This is a genomic window from Pantoea eucalypti, assembly GCF_009646115.1.
In the GTDB taxonomy this organism is placed as follows: Bacteria; Pseudomonadota; Gammaproteobacteria; order Enterobacterales; family Enterobacteriaceae; genus Pantoea; species Pantoea eucalypti.
Genome location: NZ_CP045720.1, coordinates 3,669,755 through 3,688,885 on the forward strand (window position 1 = coordinate 3,669,755; position 19,131 = coordinate 3,688,885).

At 53.6% G+C, this 19,131-nt stretch carries 14 protein-coding genes; 8 read left to right on the forward strand and 6 right to left on the reverse strand.

The genetic code is table 11. The features are described from left to right. The first annotated feature begins 4 nt into the window (after positions 1 to 4). The 6 genes from lptB to npr all read left to right on the forward strand — a co-directional run bounded on the left by lptB (position 5) and on the right by npr (position 4,324). Positions 5 to 730, forward strand: a complete 726-nt coding sequence (lptB, locus tag EE896_RS17170) for an LPS export ABC transporter ATP-binding protein (protein ID WP_003851107.1) — start codon at positions 5 to 7, stop codon at positions 728 to 730. Positions 731 to 778: 48 nt separating this feature from the next. After that, positions 779 to 2,212: an RNA polymerase factor sigma-54 gene (gene rpoN / locus EE896_RS17175; protein ID WP_008925406.1), complete on the forward strand. Its 1,434-nt coding sequence runs from the start codon at positions 779 to 781 to the stop codon at positions 2,210 to 2,212. A 21-nt stretch (positions 2,213 to 2,233) separates the two neighbouring features. Further along, positions 2,234 to 2,521 carry a ribosome hibernation promoting factor gene (gene hpf, locus EE896_RS17180; RefSeq protein WP_003851111.1) on the forward strand — a complete coding sequence of 96 codons (288 nt, stop codon included), beginning with the start codon at positions 2,234 to 2,236 and terminating at the stop codon, positions 2,519 to 2,521. Between the two features lie 152 nt (positions 2,522 to 2,673). Then, positions 2,674 to 3,153 carry a PTS IIA-like nitrogen regulatory protein PtsN gene (gene ptsN, locus EE896_RS17185; protein WP_008925405.1) on the forward strand — a complete coding sequence of 160 codons (480 nt, stop codon included), beginning with the start codon at positions 2,674 to 2,676 and terminating at the stop codon, positions 3,151 to 3,153. A gap of 47 nt (positions 3,154 to 3,200) precedes the next feature. After that, positions 3,201 to 4,055 carry an RNase adapter RapZ gene (gene rapZ / locus EE896_RS17190; protein ID WP_003851114.1) on the forward strand — a complete coding sequence of 285 codons (855 nt, stop codon included), beginning with the start codon at positions 3,201 to 3,203 and terminating at the stop codon, positions 4,053 to 4,055. Beyond that, positions 4,052 to 4,324: a PTS phosphocarrier protein NPr gene (npr, locus tag EE896_RS17195; RefSeq protein ID WP_003851116.1), complete on the forward strand. Its 273-nt coding sequence runs from the start codon at positions 4,052 to 4,054 to the stop codon at positions 4,322 to 4,324. The genes rapZ and npr overlap by 4 nt, the downstream gene beginning before the upstream one ends. 3 nt (positions 4,325 to 4,327) lie before the next feature. Here npr and mtgA read toward each other — a convergent pair whose 3' ends face one another. Both mtgA and arcB read right to left on the reverse strand, forming a co-directional pair. Continuing rightward, positions 4,328 to 5,047 carry a monofunctional biosynthetic peptidoglycan transglycosylase gene (gene mtgA / locus EE896_RS17200; RefSeq protein WP_008925404.1) on the reverse strand — a complete coding sequence of 240 codons (720 nt, stop codon included), beginning with the start codon at positions 5,045 to 5,047 and terminating at the stop codon, positions 4,328 to 4,330. Between the two features lie 887 nt (positions 5,048 to 5,934). Then, positions 5,935 to 8,268, reverse strand: a complete 2,334-nt coding sequence (arcB, locus tag EE896_RS17205) for an aerobic respiration two-component sensor histidine kinase ArcB (protein ID WP_140916122.1) — start codon at positions 8,266 to 8,268, stop codon at positions 5,935 to 5,937. 889 nt (positions 8,269 to 9,157) lie between these two features. On the opposite strand from arcB, the gene EE896_RS17210 reads away from it, so the two are divergent. After that, positions 9,158 to 14,689, forward strand: a complete 5,532-nt coding sequence (locus tag EE896_RS17210; RefSeq protein ID WP_140916121.1) for a glutamate synthase-related protein — start codon at positions 9,158 to 9,160, stop codon at positions 14,687 to 14,689. Between the two features lie 185 nt (positions 14,690 to 14,874). Next, positions 14,875 to 16,632, forward strand: coding sequence for a sulfite reductase subunit alpha (locus tag EE896_RS17215; RefSeq protein WP_008925402.1), 1,758 nt, complete (start codon positions 14,875 to 14,877; stop codon positions 16,630 to 16,632). 113 nt (positions 16,633 to 16,745) lie between these two features. Here the strand turns inward: EE896_RS17215 and sspB are convergent, their stop codons facing one another. The 4 genes from sspB to rplM all read right to left on the reverse strand — a co-directional run bounded on the left by sspB (position 16,746) and on the right by rplM (position 19,044). Beyond that, positions 16,746 to 17,231 carry a ClpXP protease specificity-enhancing factor gene (gene sspB / locus EE896_RS17220; RefSeq protein ID WP_003851133.1) on the reverse strand — a complete coding sequence of 162 codons (486 nt, stop codon included), beginning with the start codon at positions 17,229 to 17,231 and terminating at the stop codon, positions 16,746 to 16,748. Between the two features lie 3 nt (positions 17,232 to 17,234). Next, the gene (gene sspA / locus EE896_RS17225) at positions 17,235 to 17,876 is read right to left on the reverse strand and encodes a stringent starvation protein SspA (RefSeq protein WP_003851135.1); all 642 of its coding nucleotides are present in this window, start codon (positions 17,874 to 17,876) and stop codon (positions 17,235 to 17,237) included. A 331-nt stretch (positions 17,877 to 18,207) separates the two neighbouring features. Next, complete coding sequence (gene rpsI / locus EE896_RS17230; RefSeq protein ID WP_008925401.1) at positions 18,208 to 18,600, reverse strand: 30S ribosomal protein S9; 393 nt, start codon at positions 18,598 to 18,600, stop codon at positions 18,208 to 18,210. A 15-nt stretch (positions 18,601 to 18,615) separates the two neighbouring features. Beyond that, entirely contained in the window at positions 18,616 to 19,044 is a 429-nt protein-coding gene (rplM, locus tag EE896_RS17235; RefSeq protein ID WP_008925400.1) for a 50S ribosomal protein L13, read from the reverse strand. Between the last annotated feature and the right edge of the window lie 87 nt (positions 19,045 to 19,131).

Genomic DNA, 19,131 nt, shown 5'->3' on the forward strand with positions numbered 1-19,131 from the left:
AGCTATGGCCACATTAATCGCAGAAAACCTGGCGAAGGCATATAAAGGCCGTCGCGTGGTAGAAGATGTCAGTCTGCAGGTAAAGTCCGGCGAGATTGTCGGCCTGCTGGGTCCGAACGGCGCCGGTAAGACCACCACCTTTTACATGGTGGTCGGTATTGTCCCGCGTGACGCTGGCCGTATCATTATTGATGATGAAGATATCAGTATCCTGCCGCTGCATGCCCGAGCGCGTCGTGGCATCGGCTATCTGCCGCAGGAGGCCTCCATTTTCCGTCGCCTCAGCGTCTACGATAACCTGATGGCGGTACTGCAGATTCGTGATGATCTGACAGAAGAGCAACGCCAGGATCGCGCCCGTGAGCTGATGGAAGAGTTTCACATCGAGCATCTGCGCGACAGCATGGGTCAGGCGCTGTCGGGTGGTGAGCGACGTCGTGTTGAGATCGCACGCGCACTGGCCGCTAATCCTAAATTTATCCTGCTGGATGAGCCTTTTGCCGGTGTTGACCCGATCTCCGTTATCGACATCAAGAAAATCATTGAGCATCTGCGTGACAGCGGCCTCGGCGTGCTGATTACCGACCATAACGTGCGTGAAACCTTAGCGGTCTGTGAGCGGGCTTATATTGTCAGCCAGGGACACCTGATTGCGCATGGCACACCCAATGAAATTCTTGCGGATGAGCAGGTTAAGCGGGTTTATTTGGGTGAAGAGTTCAGACTCTGATAAGGTGTCGTTAATACCGATGTTTACCTGGGAACTACCATCCTGTCTATGAAGCAAGGTCTACAACTCAGGTTCAGCCAACAGCTGGCAATGACTCCACAGTTGCAACAGGCGATTCGTCTGCTGCAACTCTCTACGCTTGAACTCCAGCAGGAGTTACAGCTTGCACTTGAAAGCAATCCGCTGCTTGAGCAGACTGATCTGCATGAAGAGATCGACTCCAGGGAATCGCCGGAGTCTGAGGCGCTGGATACACGCGAAGCGCTTGAGCAGAAAGAGATGCCCGATGAACTGCCGCTGGATGCCACCTGGGATGAGATCTACACGGCGGGCACGCCTTCCGGCACTGGCACCGATTATCAGGATGATGAGTTACCGGTTTATCAGGGTGAAACGACACAGTCACTGCAGGACTACCTGATGTGGCAGGTTGGATTGACGCCTTTCAGTGATACCGATCGCGCTATTGCCACCTCTATCGTCGATGCTATCGATGACACCGGATATCTCACCGTTTCGCTTGAGGAGATCCTGGACAGTATCGGCAACGATGATCTCGAAGTGGATGAAGTTGAGGCGGTGCTGAAACGCATCCAGCGTTTTGACCCGATGGGTGTTGGTGCGCGCGACCTGCGTGACTGTCTGCTGGTGCAGCTGTCGCAATATGCGCCCGACACACCGATGCTGGCAGAAGCACGCCTGATCGTCAGCGAGCATCTCGACCTGCTGGCCAATCACGATTTCCGTAGCCTGATGCGAGTGACGCGCCTCAAAGAGGATGTACTGAAAGAAGCGATGGTGCTGATTCAGTCGCTGGACCCGCGTCCGGGTCAGTCGATCAATACCAGCGAGCCAGAATATGTCATTCCCGATGTCCTGGTGCGTAAAGTTGGCAGTCGCTGGACGGTTGAACTCAATGCCGACAGCTTGCCACGCCTCAAGATCAATCAGCACTATGCGGCAATGGGCAGTTCAGCGCGCAACGACAGCGACAGTCAGTTTATCCGCAGTAATCTGCAGGAAGCCCGCTGGCTGATTAAGAGCCTGGAAAGCCGCAATGATACGCTGCTGAAAGTAACGCGCTGCATTGTTGAGCAACAGCAGGCGTTTTTCGAGCAGGGTGAAGAATTTATGCGTCCGATGGTGCTGGCAGATATCGCCCAGGCTGTTGAGATGCATGAATCGACCATTTCTCGCGTGACTACGCAGAAGTATCTGCACAGTCCCCGTGGCATTTTTGAACTAAAGTACTTTTTCTCCAGTCATGTGAATACGGAAGGTGGAGGCGAAGCCTCCTCAACCGCGATTCGTGCGCTGGTGAAAAAATTAATTTCGGCGGAAAATCCAGCCAAACCCTTGAGCGACAGTAAACTGACCTCAATGTTATCTGATCAGGGGATTATGGTGGCACGGCGTACCGTCGCCAAATATCGTGAGTCTTTATCCATCCCGCCATCGAACCAGCGTAAACAACTGGTTTGAAAGAAATGAGAAGGAAGACCTATGCAGCTGAACCTGACCGGGCAACATGTTGAAATCACACCGCCTCTGCGTGAGTTCGTCAACGGGAAATTTGCCAAACTGGAACACTATTTTGAACATATCAATCAGGTCTATATTGTCCTGAAAGTTGAGAAAGTCACTCAGGTGGCTGATGCAACACTTCACGTGAATGGTGGCGAGCTGCACGCTACATCGGAAGCGGAAGATATGTATGCGGCAATTGATGGGCTGATCGACAAGCTGGCCCGTCAGCTGACCAAACACAAAGATAAACTGAAAAAACACTAATCTTCACGCTAGCAACGCGCGCCTGGCGCGCAGAGCCGACAGGATGGGGCGGATAATCCGCCCCGTTTTGTCATCTGAGTAAGCGCAGCTTGTCTCAGAGGTAATGACGCGCTGGCGGCGAATGGCCTGGTGAACACGCAAGTGAAATGATAATGAACAACGATCTTACACTGGAATTGAGCACAGTGCTTTCGCCAGACTGCACCCGCAGCGGCGTACACTGCCAGAGCAAAAAACGTGCGCTGGAAATCATCAGCGAACTGGCCGCTAAGCAGCTCAACCTGCCGCACCAGACGCTTTTCGAAGCGATCCTGACCCGCGAACGCATGGGCAGTACCGGTATTGGCAATGGGATCGCGATCCCTCACGGCAAGCTGGAAGAGGATACGCTGCGCGCGGTTGGGGTTTTTATCAGCCTCGAACAGCCGATTGCATTTGATGCCGTCGACAACCAGCCGGTCGATCTGTTGTTTGCTTTGCTGGTCCCGGCCGACCAGTGCAAAACACACCTGCACACCCTGTCACTGGTGGCGAAACGTCTGGCAGATAAAACGGTCTGCCGTCGTCTGCGCGCTGCCCAAAGTGATGAAGAGCTCTACGCCATTATTACGGAAATCCAGACAGAGCAGTAACACGTCTTTACCGGCCAGGTGCCGGTTTTAAAACGGGAGAAAAGGTCATGGTGCTGATGATCGTTAGCGGTCGTTCAGGCTCGGGGAAGTCAGTGGCGCTCCGTGCGCTGGAAGATATGGGGTTCTACTGTGTTGATAACCTGCCGGTCGTGCTACTGCCCGAGTTAGCTAACTCGCTGGCGGAGCGTAATATTTCGGCAGCAGTCAGCATTGATGTGCGTAACATGCCAGAATCTCCGGAAATTTTTGAAACCGCGCTGAATAACCTGCCTGACTCATTTTCACCTCAGCTGCTGTTCCTGGACGCCGATCGTAATACGCTGATTCGTCGGTACAGCGATACGCGCCGTCTGCATCCCCTTTCCAGCAAGAATCTGTCCCTGGAGAGCGCGATTGACGAAGAGAGCGATCTGCTGGAGCCATTGCGTTCGCGGGCCGATCTCATCATCGACACCTCAGAGATGTCAGTGCACGAGCTGGCCGAGATGCTGCGTACCCGCCTGCTGGGTAAACGTGAACGTGAGCTGACCATGGTGTTTGAATCCTTTGGCTTCAAACATGGCATCCCTATTGACGCTGACTATGTGTTTGACGTGCGCTTTCTGCCCAATCCCCATTGGGATCCCAAGCTGCGGCCGATGACTGGCCTCGATCGTCCGGTGGCGGCCTTTCTTGATCGCCATACGGAAGTGCATAACTTTATCTACCAGACGCGCAGCTACCTTGAACTCTGGTTGCCGATGCTGGAAACCAACAACCGTAGCTATCTTACCGTAGCGATTGGCTGCACCGGCGGCAAACACCGCTCAGTCTATATCGCTGAACAGCTGGCGGATTACTTCCGTTCGCGTGGTAAGAATGTACAGTCACGCCATCGTACGCTGGAAAAGCGCAAATCATGACCGTCAGACAAACTGTAGAAATTAAAAATAAGCTGGGCATGCACGCCCGTCCGGCAATGAAGTTATTTGAGCTGGTGCAGAGCTTTGATGCCGAAGTGTTGCTGCGCAATGAAGCGGGCACGGAAGCTGAAGCCAGCAGCGTAATTGCGCTGCTGATGCTCGACTCAGCCAAAGGCGGACACATCGAAATTGAAGCCAGCGGCCCGGAGGAAGTTCCGGCGCTGGCTGCGGTCATTGAGCTATTTGAAGCGGGTTTCGACGAAGATTAAGGCCTAGTCGAGTTTGTTACGCTGTAAAAAACCTTCTCCGCCAAGCTGGCGCATCTGACGCAGTATCCACTGTTGCCGTTCTCTGACATAACCTGAGGGGGCAGCAGCACGATAACGTATCGGATTGGGCAAAACCGCCGCCAGCAAAGCAGCATCTGCTGCCGTAAGCCGGCTGGCAGGTTTATGGAAATAGTGCTGTGAAGCCGCTTCAACGCCAAAGATACCCGGCCCGAACTCCGCGATATTGAGATAGACGGTCAGAATGCGTCGCTTAGTCCAGACCGTCTCAATCCCGACTGTCAAACCCGCCTCCAGACCTTTGCGGATCCAGCTGCGGCCATCCCAGAGAAACAGATTTTTCGCCGTCTGTTGTGACAGCGTGGACGCCCCGCGCATCCGGCTGTCGCTTTTATCCAGTACAGATTCAATTGCCGCAACATCGAAGCCCCAATGCTCAGGAAACTTTTGATCTTCTGAGGCGATAACCGCCAGTCCCATCCAGGGCGACATCTCGTCATGGCCGACCCAGTCTGAATGGGCGACATAACTAAAATCACCGTGTAACCAAGCACCAATCTGTCGTTCAGCCATCACGGCTGAAAACGGCACCGGCAGGAATGAAAAGAGTAAAATACCTGCCAGCCATGCGCCCAGCCATACCAATACGATTCGACCGACAATACGTCTGATACGCTGTCCGACGCTTCCTTTATGCTTGTTCATGCAATCTTCCCACACTTGTTCCAGACGTTAATCAATCACTCATGTAATCACTGCCACTAACACAGGCTTTTTACGATTATCGCTGAAAACGGGACGACAGTTTCCAGACTTTATTCAATCATTTTGCATCAAAATGCTGCAACAGTTCGAAATAGTTCAAGGACTTCCGTAAAAAAGGAATCGGTTCCATTTCTTACCCTTGCTTAGGCGCTTTCCAGATAAACAGTTAATAAAGAGTAATAAGCGCCGGATTGAATCATTCGCTATATTTAACTATTATTTTTTTCTTAATCAGATGCAGTTTAACCCTTAATCAGAATCTTCGTTATAACGCTCAAATAAACAGCGCTTAACTGACTCCCTCCTGGCCATTATGGCACTGTTGGCTTCCTTTAAAGCCTCAGGTGTGCAGACGGGAAAAGGAGAAAGTTTTAGATTCTTTTTAATCATTCCAAATCGTTTTGGATAATTCGTATCATTTCAGGCTGTGTGCTTGCAATATCAGCGCGTTAGCCACACTGGAGAGGTGAATGTTAACGCGGCTTCACTTTACTGCAGCGCAGACTCTGCGTCCCAGTCTGACAGCCTTAAAACTACACGAAAAAGAGCAAATATGGTCAAAACACCATCAATACAGCGTGTAAAATGATTCCTTACTTGACTGTGTTGGCAAATTAATGTTTTCTGTATTTAAACGCTGCTCAATATCACAAATTTTAATGAATCTTGTCGCACGAGAAGATGAATTTGCTAAGGTGATAACAGTGTTAACCAATACCCTGCGGCTGCATTAATTATTCATATCATAGCGGTCGCAATGATTTCCCTGGTGTTGGCGCAGTATTCGCGCACCCCGGCCTCGGCTGGGGTCATTTTTTTCCGGGATATCACTTCTCCTGCTCTGATACCCAGTCACGCAGTACCTGCACATCATGTCGCCACTCCTGTTTCAACTCATCGATCCATTCAACAACATTGTCCCACCATGCCGGTAACTCCGGACTCTGAATCTGTTTCGCCAGCATCTGCAAACGCTGCAGCCCTACTGAACCCGCCGCACCTTTAATTTTGTGGCCTTCTTCAGCAATCCCTTTCTGATCTCGGGCCATCAGATTGGATTCCAGAACCGCAAGATAGTCTGGCATCATTTTTTCAAACATCGTCAGACTTTGGGTTATCAGACCGGGGCCGACCAGTTCGATATACTGTTCGAGCATGGCAACATCCAGAAGCATCCGACTTTTGTCATCGCTGACATCAAGCGTTTCTTCTTCCGCTTCTGCCTGATAATCCCAGTACTTTTTAATCATCGCAGTCAGTGCTGGCACCGCAAGAGGTTTGCTAAGCACGTCATCCATGCCTGCGTCGAAGTACTCTTTTTTGTCTTTAAGAACATTGGCGGTAAGTGCAACCAGCGGTGGCAGATGTGTTCCCTGATACTGCTGGCGAATCGCACGCGAGACATCCAGCCCGGTCATATCAGGCAATTGAATATCCAGCAGCACCAGATCAAACTCCAGCGGGTCAAACATCGCCAGCGCCTCACTGCCGGTCATGGCGACCTCAACGCTACAGCCCAGCTTTTCCAGTACTGAGCGCGCCACAATCACGTTGAGCTCAATATCTTCGACTAACAGTACGTGCAGTGCAGGCAGTGGCAGGCTGTCATCCACACCTTCGTCCTCCACCTCTTCAGCAATACGCGGGGCTTTGATTTCAACGGTGAAGCATGAACCTTGTCCTGGTGCACTGTGAACCCGGATATCCCCGCCCATCGCCTGCGCCAGTCGGCGTGATACCGCCAGCCCGATACCGGTACCAGTTGCGGGTTTGCCGCCATGCTGGTCTTTAACCTGATAGTACATGGCAAAAATCTTGTCCTGCTCGTCCTGGCGAATCCCCATGCCGGAATCCTGCACCTCAAAGCGCAGCGTCTCGTCCTGCTCATAGGAGACCCGCACGACAATTTCACCCTGTTGGGTAAATTTCACGGCGTTACCAATCAGGTTCCACAGAATCTGGCGCAAGCGGGTCCCGTCGGTGGAAATCATATGCGGCAGTGGCAGTTGCGGCGCGAGCACAAATTTCAGCCCTTTTGGCTGTGCCAGCAGGCCGGAAAGATTTTCCAAATCGGCCAGGAAGCCGGTGAAATCAAGCGGCTGATTATCCAGTTGCACTTTACGGCGTTCGATTTTGTCCACCTCAATGACATCATTAAAGATGTTGCCCAGCGTGATGGCAGAGACGTGGATGGTTTTCAGGTATTTCAGCTGTTCCTGATTAAGGTCGGTATCCAGCAGAATACGGCTCAGGCCAACAATGCCATTAAGCGGCGTACGAAGCTCGTGGCTGATCGTAGAGATAAAGGTGGTCTTCTCCCGGCTGGCGTTCTCTAACGCGTCCTGATAGCGCTTACGCTCGGTTATATCGCGGCCAAAACCCATTAGCCCGCTGCGCTTACCCACACGGTCGTAATAAGGCACTTTACGGATCTCGAAACAGGCTTTGCGCCCGTCGGGATATTGCAGCCACTGTTCATAGGTCAGCGAGACGTTGTGGCGGAATACTTTTTCATCTGTTTCAAGCACCTTCGTTGCCGCTTCATCATCGTAGATATCACGCGGAGTCAGGCCGATCAGCTGCTTTTCGCTTTTGCCGGTCAGTAATTCCATTGCACGGTTACAGCCGGAGAACTGTTTATCGATGTTGCGATAGAAAACCAGGTCTGGCGAAGCATCCAGGAATGAGCGCAGGAAGGAAGATTGCTGCTCCAGCTCAATCTGTGCCTGCTCACGACGCGTCACCTCTTCACGCAACTTGTCCATCACCTGCTCACGAGCCAGCTCCGCCTTTTTACGGTCGCTGATCTCCTGATTCAGCTGCGTAATGGTCTCTTTCATCTGCTGATTGAGTTCCAGATCACGTGTGCGCATCTCTTCCAGCTTGTCCACCAGCCTGGCCAGTCGTTGTCGTGACTCTTCAAGCTGATCGACCACGACGGACAGGAAATAGACTGCCCAGGGCGTAATCAGCAGCCCGAAGAAGACCGAACGCACCACGTCAATACTCTCAACATGGCCCCGCAGCACCATCGTGACCGCCATCTGGACAATCATCGCCAGCACCACCAGCGCAGACGCCAGCAGCAGCGAGAACCTCACCAAACCCAGCTTGACCATTAAATCAACGTAGTACTGCGCCAACAGACGAATTTGTTTCATAACAACTCCCTGGATGAGAAACAGCCTCATAATAGCGCAGTTACCCTGCTGACGTCGCAGCACGTCGCAGGGAGAAGCGGGATAAAACGCCCTGTTATGGTGCATCCGCGCGGCCGATCGGCGACGTTAAGGACAAAGCGGTTAAAACCCTTGACTGACTGTGCCAAATGAATAATCTGTAAGGCCGCCAGCGAATCACCGATTTCTCTGTCCGGCCTTTTTTCAATATCCTGGCAGCCTCCTGCTGCGCAGGCACACCTTTCATATATGCATACTCATTCATCTTTAATGATGTTTTACGCACGCGCATCCTGATTAATTTTTCTTATAACCAATGGCTGTTTCATTCAAATAGTCGGACATAAGAAAAACAGATACATGCTATGCATCAACGGTGTTGAACAGCATTTAATGCTGTATAACACCCCGTCACCAGCATGGTGCAGAGATCTGATGCCTGCACTACAGTGAGTCAGTTCACATTTATCGGCCGATCGACGGGTGCCAAAGTGATACATTTTAAACCATAAAAATCATTTAATTCATAAAGTTATATACATTAAACACCTGATTACCCCGTCTGACCACGCCATTTGACCTGATTACGCTTTCCCGATAAGTTGGAAATCCGCTGAAAGCTTTCCAGACGGGCCATTGTCTCGGCATATCTATGCAACAAGAAGACTCCCGCGTGGTTTAAGTCATCTCCTTTAAGAGACCGGAAATCAGAGAGCAGCTCAATTAAGGACGTTTTACCGATGTCTGGAGAGAAATGCTCAGGGCTATGACGCGCGCTCGACAGAGCATGGCGATGAAAATGATAGCGCCCCAGTGCGCCCAGACCCTGAATCAGTGCAGGTAATGTCAAAGCAGTTTAAGGAGACCCTCAATGTCCACTAAAAAACCTCAATCCTATGGCTTGTATGATCCGACAGCAGGCAGTGACAGCTGTGGTGTAGGTTTCATTACGCGTAAGGACGGCGAGCAGACCCACGAGATTCTGCAGATGGCACACAGCGCTCTGTGTACCGTGCCTCACCGCGGCGGTATGTCCGCGGAAGGCGTCGGCGATGGTGCGGGGGTCAACGTTGATCTGTCGCTGCACTTCTTCCGCAAAATTACCGGCCAGCCGCTGGAAGCGGGTCGCTTTGGTGTCGGCAACTTCTTCGTGCCAAAAGATGCCGGGCTGCGCGCGAATGCCGAACGTCTGGTGGATGAGGCACTCAGCAGCTTTGGCCTGCCGGTGATCATGAAACGCGACATGCCGCTCGACAGTAGCGTGACGCGCCCGGCCGCCGTGCAGTTTCAGCTACCGATTTTGCAGTGGATTTTCACTGCGCCAGAGGACGTGGTCGACCAGAACGACTTCGAAAAACGTATCTACCGCGCCCTGCTGACCATTGAAGCCCGTGCGTTTACCGAAAGCGAATTTGGCGGTCTTTATCCGCTGTCGCTGTCATCACGCACCCAGGTGTTTAAAGCCCGTCTGAATTCCAATGAAGTGATCCCTTACTTCAAAGATCTGACCGATCCGGACCATCAGGTACGCGGGCTGTTCTTCCATACCCGCTTCTCCACTAACACCGATCCGCATACCACCATGGCACAACCGTTCCGCCTGATGGCGCATAACGGTGAACTGAACACTGACCGCAAAAACCGCATCGCCGAGTCGGCGCTGGCGCTGGCGCGTGGCAAGAAAATCGTCCGGCCAAAAGGCCAGTCTGACAGTTCGCGTCTGGATCAGAGCATCCACAGCCGTCTGATGGAAGATAACCTCGATCTGATCACCGCCGTGGTCTCGATGATGCCGCCCGCCTGGGAAAATGACAGTTCTCTGCCGACAGAAGTGCGCGACATGCTGGAGTATTTCTCGCTGTATGAAGAGAAGAACGACGGCCCTGCAGCATTAATCTTTGGCAATGGCGAAGTCATTGGTGCTCGTCTGGACCGTCTTGGCCTGCGTCCACTGCGTTCAGTCGAAACGGCTGAGTATATCGGTGCAATGTCAGAAGCCGGGCAGATCGCGTTTCCACCTGAAAGCGTGTTGCGTCGTGGCCGAATCGAAGCGGGCGGCATGCTCTATTTCGATCATCGTGAAAAACGCAGCTACACCACGCTGCAGGCGCTGGAAAAACTGGCTGCAGAGAAAGATTATTCTGCGTTGCTTCGCGAAGCGCGCGTCGGTCTTGACGATCTGCCTGAGATCCCGGCAGAGCAGCAGGGTTCACCGTTACGTTATCGCGGCGACCTGAAAACCTATCAGCGCTTTGTTGCCTACTACTACAACCAGGAAAGCTTCAAGTTCATGATGGACCCGATGCTGAACACTGGCGCAGAGAAGATCTCTGCGATGGGTTACGGCAACGCCATCAATGGCTTATCCGATCATGAAGGCGGCATGGCGCACTACTTCTCTCAGCGCTTTGCTCAGGTAACCAACCCACCGCTGGACTCTATCCGCGAAGTGGACGGTATGACGCTGCGCGTCGCGCTGGGCGCAAAACCGCATCTGGGCCGCAGTAAAGGCCGTCAGATTGTGGTGCCGAGCCCCATCCTCAGCCACCTTGATATGCTGCGTTTACGTGAGCAGAAAATCGCGCCTTATGCCCGCTTTGAGATGCTCTATGAGCCCGTGATCGGTAAAGATTTGCTGAGCACCACGGCTAACGCGAATGCGCTGGAAAAAGCGATTGATGATCTGGCGCAACAGGTTGTGGATTTTGCCCGCTCTCAGGGTGGCATTGCCGTACTGACCGATCGCCACATCTCGTCGAAACACGCGGCGATCCCGATGTTGCTGGTGGTATCCGCCATTAACCAGCGTCTGGTGCAGGAAGGCCTGCGCCTGGATGTCTCTCTGGTGGTAGAGAGCGGCCAGAGCATCTCCTCGCACCACATTGCCGCCACACTTGGTTTCGGTGCTTCCGCTATCTACCCACTGGGCGTACAGATGCGCGCAGAGGAGAAATTTGGTGAAGGTGAAGAAGGCAACAAAGCCTTTAAACGCTATGCCAAAGCGGCTGAAAAAGCGCTGATGAAAACCATGGGCAAAGTGGGCCTCTGTACCGTTGAGAGCTACAGCAGCGGCGAGTTCTTTGAGCCAAACTTCCTCAACACCGATGATCCGGTGTTGAAAAAGTATTTCCCGAATATCAGAACACCGGTGGGCGGCGCAGGCTTCGCAGCAATCGCGGCGATGGCAGTAGACTGGCACCAGAGCGCACTGAAGATTCAGGGTGAATCTGAAGTGCCATTGCTGGGCCTGTTTAAAGAGCGTGCAGAAGGCGCGGGGCACTCTTACGGCACCATCGCCGTACGTACTTTCATCGACATGACTGAAGAGCCGATTCGCTTTGCCGACAAAGCGCGCGAAGAGGACAACTTTATCCGCCTGATGACGCTGGCAAAACTGGATAACGCGTTTGGCATCAAGCCCGAAACGTTCAAAGACAGCAGCTTCGAGCGCATCCCGGATGACGTCATCAACAATTTTGCCATTACTGCCGATTATCGTCAGTTCTCAAGCCTGATGTACGAAGAGCGTAAACGTCGTCCGGCGGCCCTGCGCGACATCCTGACCTTCCCGGCTGATTTGACACACATCGACAGCGAAGCGGAGTTCCGTCGCAAACTGGGACGCTACTCGCTGACCAACAACGGCTTTGCGATTCGCGGCATGGTGTGTGAAGCGGTGGATGGCAGCCTGAATCACTTCATGCTGCGTCTGACCGATGCCATTGAAGGGCTGAAGCCTGAGAGTGAGCGCCTGGAAAACCTGTCTCGTGCTCTGAAGTTCCGCTTCGGCGACGATATTGAGAGCAGCGAAGTGGTTGAAGGCGGTCTGAAAGTGACCGCATACGGTAAAGCGGCAGATTATCTGTCACGTATCTTCACCACCCTGCCCTCACTGCCGCTGAGCGACGTACAGCCAGCCTGTGAAATTACCCGTACCTTTGCCTCCGGGGCGATGAGCCACGGTGCGCTGGTCGCGCCTGCTCATGAAGCGGTTGCACACGGCACGAATATGGTCGGCGGCATGAGTAACTGCGGTGAAGGCGGTGAGCACTACTCCCGCCATGGCACTATTCGTGCCTCCCGTATCAAACAGCTGGCTTCCGGTCGTTTCGGCGTCTGGGCTGCCTATCTGGCAGATCCAATGCTGGAAGAGCTGGAGATCAAAATTGGTCAGGGTGCGAAGCCTGGCGAAGGCGGACAGTTACCGGCAGCCAAAGTCACGGTAGAGATTGCGGCTGCGCGTGGCGGCACGCCTGGCGTTGAGCTGGTTTCTCCACCGCCACACCATGACACCTACTCCATCGAAGATCTGGCGCAGTTAATCCACGACTGTAAAGCCGCGCGGGTGCGCGTTATCGTCAAACTGGTCTCGTCTGAAGGCATCGGCACCATCGCGGTTGGCGTAGCCAAAGCCGGTGCAGATGTGATTAACGTGGCGGGTAACACCGGCGGTACAGGCGCAGCGTCTGTCACCAGTCTGAAATACACCGGACGCGTAGCCGAAATCGGCATCGCTGAAGTCCACCAGGCGCTGTGCGCCAATGGTCTGCGCGATAAAGTCCTGCTGCGCTGCTCTGGCGCGCAACAGACCGGCAGCGATGTCGTGAAATCTGCCCTGCTGGGCGGCGACAGTTTCGAGTTCGGCACTACCGCGCTGATGATGCTGAAATGCGTGATGGCGAAGAACTGTAATGTGAAGTGCCCGGCTGGCTTAACCACCAATGCCGAAGCCTTTGATGGCGATCCACGTCAGCTGGCGCAGTACTTCCTCAACGTGGCGCATGAAGTGCGTGAGATCCTGGCACGTATGGGTCTGCGTTCTTTGCGTGAAGCGCGCGGTCGCTCTGACCTGCTGCACCTGATGGATCACCCGCTGGAAGTGGGCAAACTCGACTTACGCGCCATGCTCACCGTGGTGCCTGAACTGAAAATCGACAAGCCGGTTTATCTGGAAAAAGATTTTGAACTGGATGATGGCTGGATTGAGCAGCTGAAACTGTCGCTGGTGGAGCAGGGAAATCCTGACGTCGCACTGGGCGATGGCATCGTGCTGAATAACCGCAACAAAAGTGTCGGTGGTCAGCTGGCTATCGATATCGAACGCATGCTGAACCATCAGTTGAGCGCGGAGCAGTTAAACCTGATGCCTGCTGTCATGACTGACGATCGCGGTCGCCGCTATCTGGCGCCTGAGAGCGTAAAAATTTCCACAACCGGCTCTGCCGGCCAGTCATTTGGCGCATTCTGCAACGATGGCATGCAGCTGGCCCACTATGGCACCTGTAATGATGGTGTCGGCAAAGGACAGTGTGGCGGCGAACTGATTGTGATGTCGCCGGGTGGCGGCGCGCAGGATGCTGATGGCAACGTGCTGATTGGTAACTTTGCGCTGTTCGGTGCAACCGGCGGACGTCTGTTCGTACAGGGCCAGGCCGGTGACCGCTTCGCGGTGCGTAACTCAGGTGCAACCGCCGTCGTTGAAGGCGTGGGTGACTTCTGCTGTGAATATATGACCAACGGCGCCATTCTTAACCTGGGCACCTTTGGTAAAGGATTTGGCAACGGCATGAGTGGCGGCTTTGCCTACCAGTACGATCCCTATGGATCGCTGGCAAGCCACGCTGCCGGGGACTCTGTGCGGTTTGGCTCGATTGCCGACCAGGATGAGATGGCGCAGGTGCACAAGCAGGCGGTACTGACCATGCTCAACTGGCATCTTGAGGCGACGAAATCGCCACGTGCTGCCTGGCTGCTGGAAAACTGGGAAACAGAGTGTCATCACTTCGTTTATGTGATGCCACGTTCGCTGCTGCTCTATCAGGATGGCGGTGAGATCCTGAAAGCCAAGAGCCGTAAAGATCTGCTCGAAGAGCTATCAACGGCGCTGGCAGGCCATCAGGTTGCCAAGTTTAAAGCCGCGTGGCGTCAGGGTAAAACCATCGCCAACGGTGCCGTACCAGCCTATGGCGCGACCGATACGCAGGAGATGTTTGTCCTGCTGAACAACTACACCGTGCTGAGCTTTGCGCAGCAACTGGCACTGGCAAAATTGCCGAAAGGCACGTCAGTTGAAGATCCGGCGGTAGAAAAAGCGGTGCGTAATCTGCTGATGACGGAAGACTTTTCGCTGGTCAGTAAGCTGCAGCGTCATGCCCGTTCCGCCATCGAGAGTTACAGCGATGACGAACTGGCGAGTCTGATTGGGACCAAACGCATGTCAGATTACAAAGCGGCGCTGACGCAACGTAATATCCGCTCCATGGACAGCCTGGCAACCTACGGCTGGATCATGTATCAGGATGCCTGTAACCGGGAAGTGCTGGGTCATCTGCCTGACTTTGAAGAGCTGTTTGCACGTGCGGCATTGCCGGAAATCGCCGCTGCGGTGGGTAAACTCTCCTGACAGTGATACTGATCAGGCTGAACTGAATATTATTAATTGATCATTGCCCGGATTAATCGCTGTACCGGACAGATGCAAAACCGCTCTCCCCTGCTGCAAAATCTGCGGCACAGGAAAGCGGAACGGCTGTCACACCGGACAACGCCACTGATATCGGGCGAGAACGGGATTGAGTAAACGTACCCATGAAAATTCCTTATATTCCAGAAGATGCACCTTTTAATGGCGATCAGAAGTACTGGCTGGCTGGCTTTCTTGCGGGGCTTCACTCCCGTTTGCTGGTGTTAGAAGACAAACAGCAACCTGCCGCAGGTACGGGTGCAGCCGCGACCACGCAACTGCACATTCTGTATGGCTCGCAGACCGGCAATGCCGAAGCGCTGGCGCAGACCGCAGCAAAATCTGCCCGCGCGAAAGGGCTGGTTCCGGTGGTTCAGGCGCTGGGCGATGTCGATCTTGATGTGTTCGCCACCATGCGCCATGTGCTGATTGTTACCTCGACCTATGGCGAAGGGGAAATGCCGGACAACGCACAGCTATTCTGGGATGCGATTTCTGCCAGTACCGCACCGCGTCTGGAGCAGATGCATTTTGCCGTGCTGGCGATTGGCGATACCGGTTACGACGGCTTCTGTCAGGCGGGCAAGTTCATTGATATGCGCCTTGAGCAGCTGGGCGCGAAACGCGTGGTTGATCGTATCGATTGTGATATTGATTATGAAGAGCCTTCCAGCGAATGGCTGAACAGCTCAATGCCACAGTTTGCTGCCAGCGCGGGCAGCAGCGGCACCGTGCTGGAGAGTGCACCTGAAGCGCCTGTGATTCCTGGCAGCAATAAATCGAATCCGTATGCCGCCGCACTGATCACCAACAAGCGTTTGTCAGGCGAGCAGTCAGCAAAAGATATCCGTCATTTCGAATTCGACCTGTCGGACAGCGGTCTGAAGTATGAAGCGGGCGATGCGCTGGGCGTGATTCCGGTCAATGAACCGTCGCTGGTCAGCCTGCTCCTGACTCAGCTTAATGCTGATTACCAGACACCGGTGCCCGGCTTCGACCGCAGCCTCGGCGACCTGCTGACCTACCAGTTTGAGATTTCAGAGCCGTCGCGCAAGTTGATCGAATGGGTCGGACAGAACACCACCAACCAGGAACTGCGTCATGTGTTACAGCATGATGATAAAGATGCGCTGGGCGTGTGGCTGTGGGGCAAAGATACGCTCGACCTGCTGCAGCTTGAACTGACGCGCTCGCTGGCGGTACCTGAATTCGTCGCTCTGCTGCGTCCGTTGCAGCATCGTGCTTACTCCATTTCGTCCAGTTCTAAAGCCCATCCTAACCAGGTGCATCTGACTGTTGCCTCAGTGCGTTATCACAGCGGCGGCCGTAATCGCGGTGGCGTCTGCTCCACCTATCTGGCCGAGCGTGTGCGTCGTGGCGAGAAACCCGCCATCTTTATTTCACCCAATAAATCGTTCCGCGTGCCGGCTAACAACAGCGCACCGCTGATCATGGTGGGACCCGGTACCGGCATCGCCCCATTCCGGGCCTTCCTGCAGGAGCGTCAGGCAACCGGCGCGCAGGGAAAAAACTGGCTGTTCTTCGGCGATCAGCATCAGGAACATGACTTTATCTATCAGGATGAATTACTTGCCTGGCGGGATAATGGCTTGCTGACCCGCCTGGATCTGGCGTTCTCACGCGATCAGGAGAAGAAGATCTACGTGCAGAGCCGGATGCTTGAGCAGGGTGCAGAACTCTATGCCTGGCTGCAGGAAGGGGCTTACTTCTACGTCTGCGGCGATGCATCGCGCATGGCGAAGGATGTGGATAACGCGCTGTATGAAGTGGTTCGCCAGTTTGGTGGGCTCTCCACCGAGCGCGCTGCAGACTACGTGGATCAGCTGAAGAAAGAGAAACGCTACCTGCGCGACGTCTACTGATAGCAAAGGTGTGCTGAAAGAAATCCGGCTTGCGCAGGCAGCCGGATTTTTTTTATCTCTTTTTTATGAATAACAGGCAAAAAAATACCCGTCGGATGGACGGGTATTCACGGCTATTTCACTACACGGAGTGAAGGGCGTCCGCCACGAGGCGGTGGATCGTCGTCAGGCGGTGTCTCGTCATCGCGGGCATCGTCAGGACGATCGCCATCAATCACGGACATCATGGTCTCTTCCTGACCCTCTGACGTCTCCTGCGTACCCAGCTCGTAAGCAGGTTCAGGCTCAAACATCGTCCCGGCACCGTTTTCACGCGCGTAGATTGCCAGAATCGCCGCCATCGGCACATTAACCTGGCGAGGAACACCACCAAAGCGCGCATTGAACGACACCTGATCATTCGCCAAATCAAGGTTACCCACCGCGCGTGGCGCGATGTTCAGGACAATCTGACCATCACGCGCATACTCCAGCGGCACCTGCACACCGGGCAGATTAATATCGACCACGAGGTGCGGCGTCAGCTGATTGTCGAGCAACCAGTCATAGAAGGCGCGAAGCAGGTAGGGACGACGTGCAGTAAGTTGCGACATTTCCATACGTTAAGCCCGGGCTTGTAGGCGCATTTCACGTTCAGCTTCAGTTAATGAAGCAAGGAAAGAGTCACGCTCAAATACGCGGTTCATGTAGCCTTTCAGCTCTTTTGAACCTGAGCCAATCAAATCGATGCCCATTGACGGCAAACGCCATAACAGCGGTGCCAGGTAGCAATCGACCAGACTGAACTCTTCGCTCATGAAGTAAGGGGTACGACCAAACAGGGGTGCGATAGCCAGCAGCTCTTCACGCAGTTGCTTGCGTGCTGCTTCAGCTTCCTGACCCGTGCTGTTCTCGACTTTCCGCATCAGGCTATACCAGTCCTGCTCGATGCGATGCATCATCAGGCGGCTATCACCACGGGCAACCGGATAAACCGGCATCAGTGGCGGATGCGGGAAGCGCTCATCTAAGTATTCCATGATGATGCGTGATTCATACAGCGTCAGCTCACGATCTACCAGCGTCGGTACCGTGCGATACGGATTGAGGTCAATCAGATCCTGCGGCAGGTTATCCATTTCGACCTGCTCGATCTCTACGCTGACACCCTTCTCCGCCAGGACGATACGTACCTGATGGCTGAAAATGTCAGTAGGACCAGAAAACAGCGTCATTACCGAACGTTTGTTGGCAGCGACAGCCATGAAAACCTCCAAGTTTGTTCACAAAAAGATACTGCAAATAGCCAACCACACGGCGACTCACTTGCTTATCGAACTCGCACGCAACCTGGTTAGCCGCGCCGTAGATACTGACGCCCCGACAGTGGGAAGGCGCATAACGCACCGGCCTGCGGGCGCAAAGTGACACAGAGTTTACCAGATTTTAGGCTACTTGTGGGCGTGGAATGAATGTTTGCAGGTAAATTGAGCGCGACGTTACGGTTTTCGTCGGAAGTCGAGGGGACGGCAACAAATAAAAAACCCGCCGAAGCGGGTTTTTTGAGCCAATTGTCGCAGCCGGAGCTGCAAACAATTAACGCTTGGAGAACTGAGGACGACGACGTGCTTTACGCAGGCCGACTTTCTTACGTTCAACCTGACGCGCATCACGAGTAACGAAGCCTGCTTTACGCAGTTCGCCACGCAGTGATTCGTCGTATTCCATCAGAGCGCGGGTGATACCGTGACGGATCGCACCAGCCTGACCAGAAATACCGCCACCTTTAACAGTGACATACAGATCGAATTTACCAACCAGGTCCAGCAGCTCAAGCGGCTGACGAACTACCATGCGGGCAGTTTCGCGACCGAAGTACTGTTCCAGAGAACGTTGGTTAATTACGATGTTACCGCTACCCGGCTTAATGAATACGCGAGCGGTAGAGCTTTTGCGGCGACCAGTGCCGTAGTTTTGAGTTTCAGCCATTGCCTTTAATCCCGATTAAATGTCAAGAACTTGCGGTTGCTGTGCCGCATGGGTGTGCTCGTTGCCTGCGTAAACTTTCAGTTTACGATACATAGCACGACCCAGCGGGCCCTTCGGCAGCATGCCTTTAACCGCGATCTCAATCACACGCTCAGGACGGCGAGCAATCATCTCTTCAAAGGTCGCCTGTTTGATACCACCGATGTGACCAGTGTGGTGATAGTAGATCTTGTCAGTACGCTTGTTGCCGGTTACAGCAACTTTTTCTGCGTTCAGAACGATGATGTAATCACCAGTATCAACGTGCGGAGTGTATTCCGCTTTATGCTTACCACGCAGACGGCGCGCCAGTTCAGTCGCCAGGCGACCCAAAGTTTTGCCCGTTGCGTCAACTACAAACCAGTCACGTTGGACGGTTTCTGGTTTAGCTGTAAAAGTTTTCATCGAAAAGCTTACCCAAATTAAGTTACACGTTGGTGAAATCCCAAACGCTTAAGTAAACGAATGAGGCTCACACGACCATTTTGACCA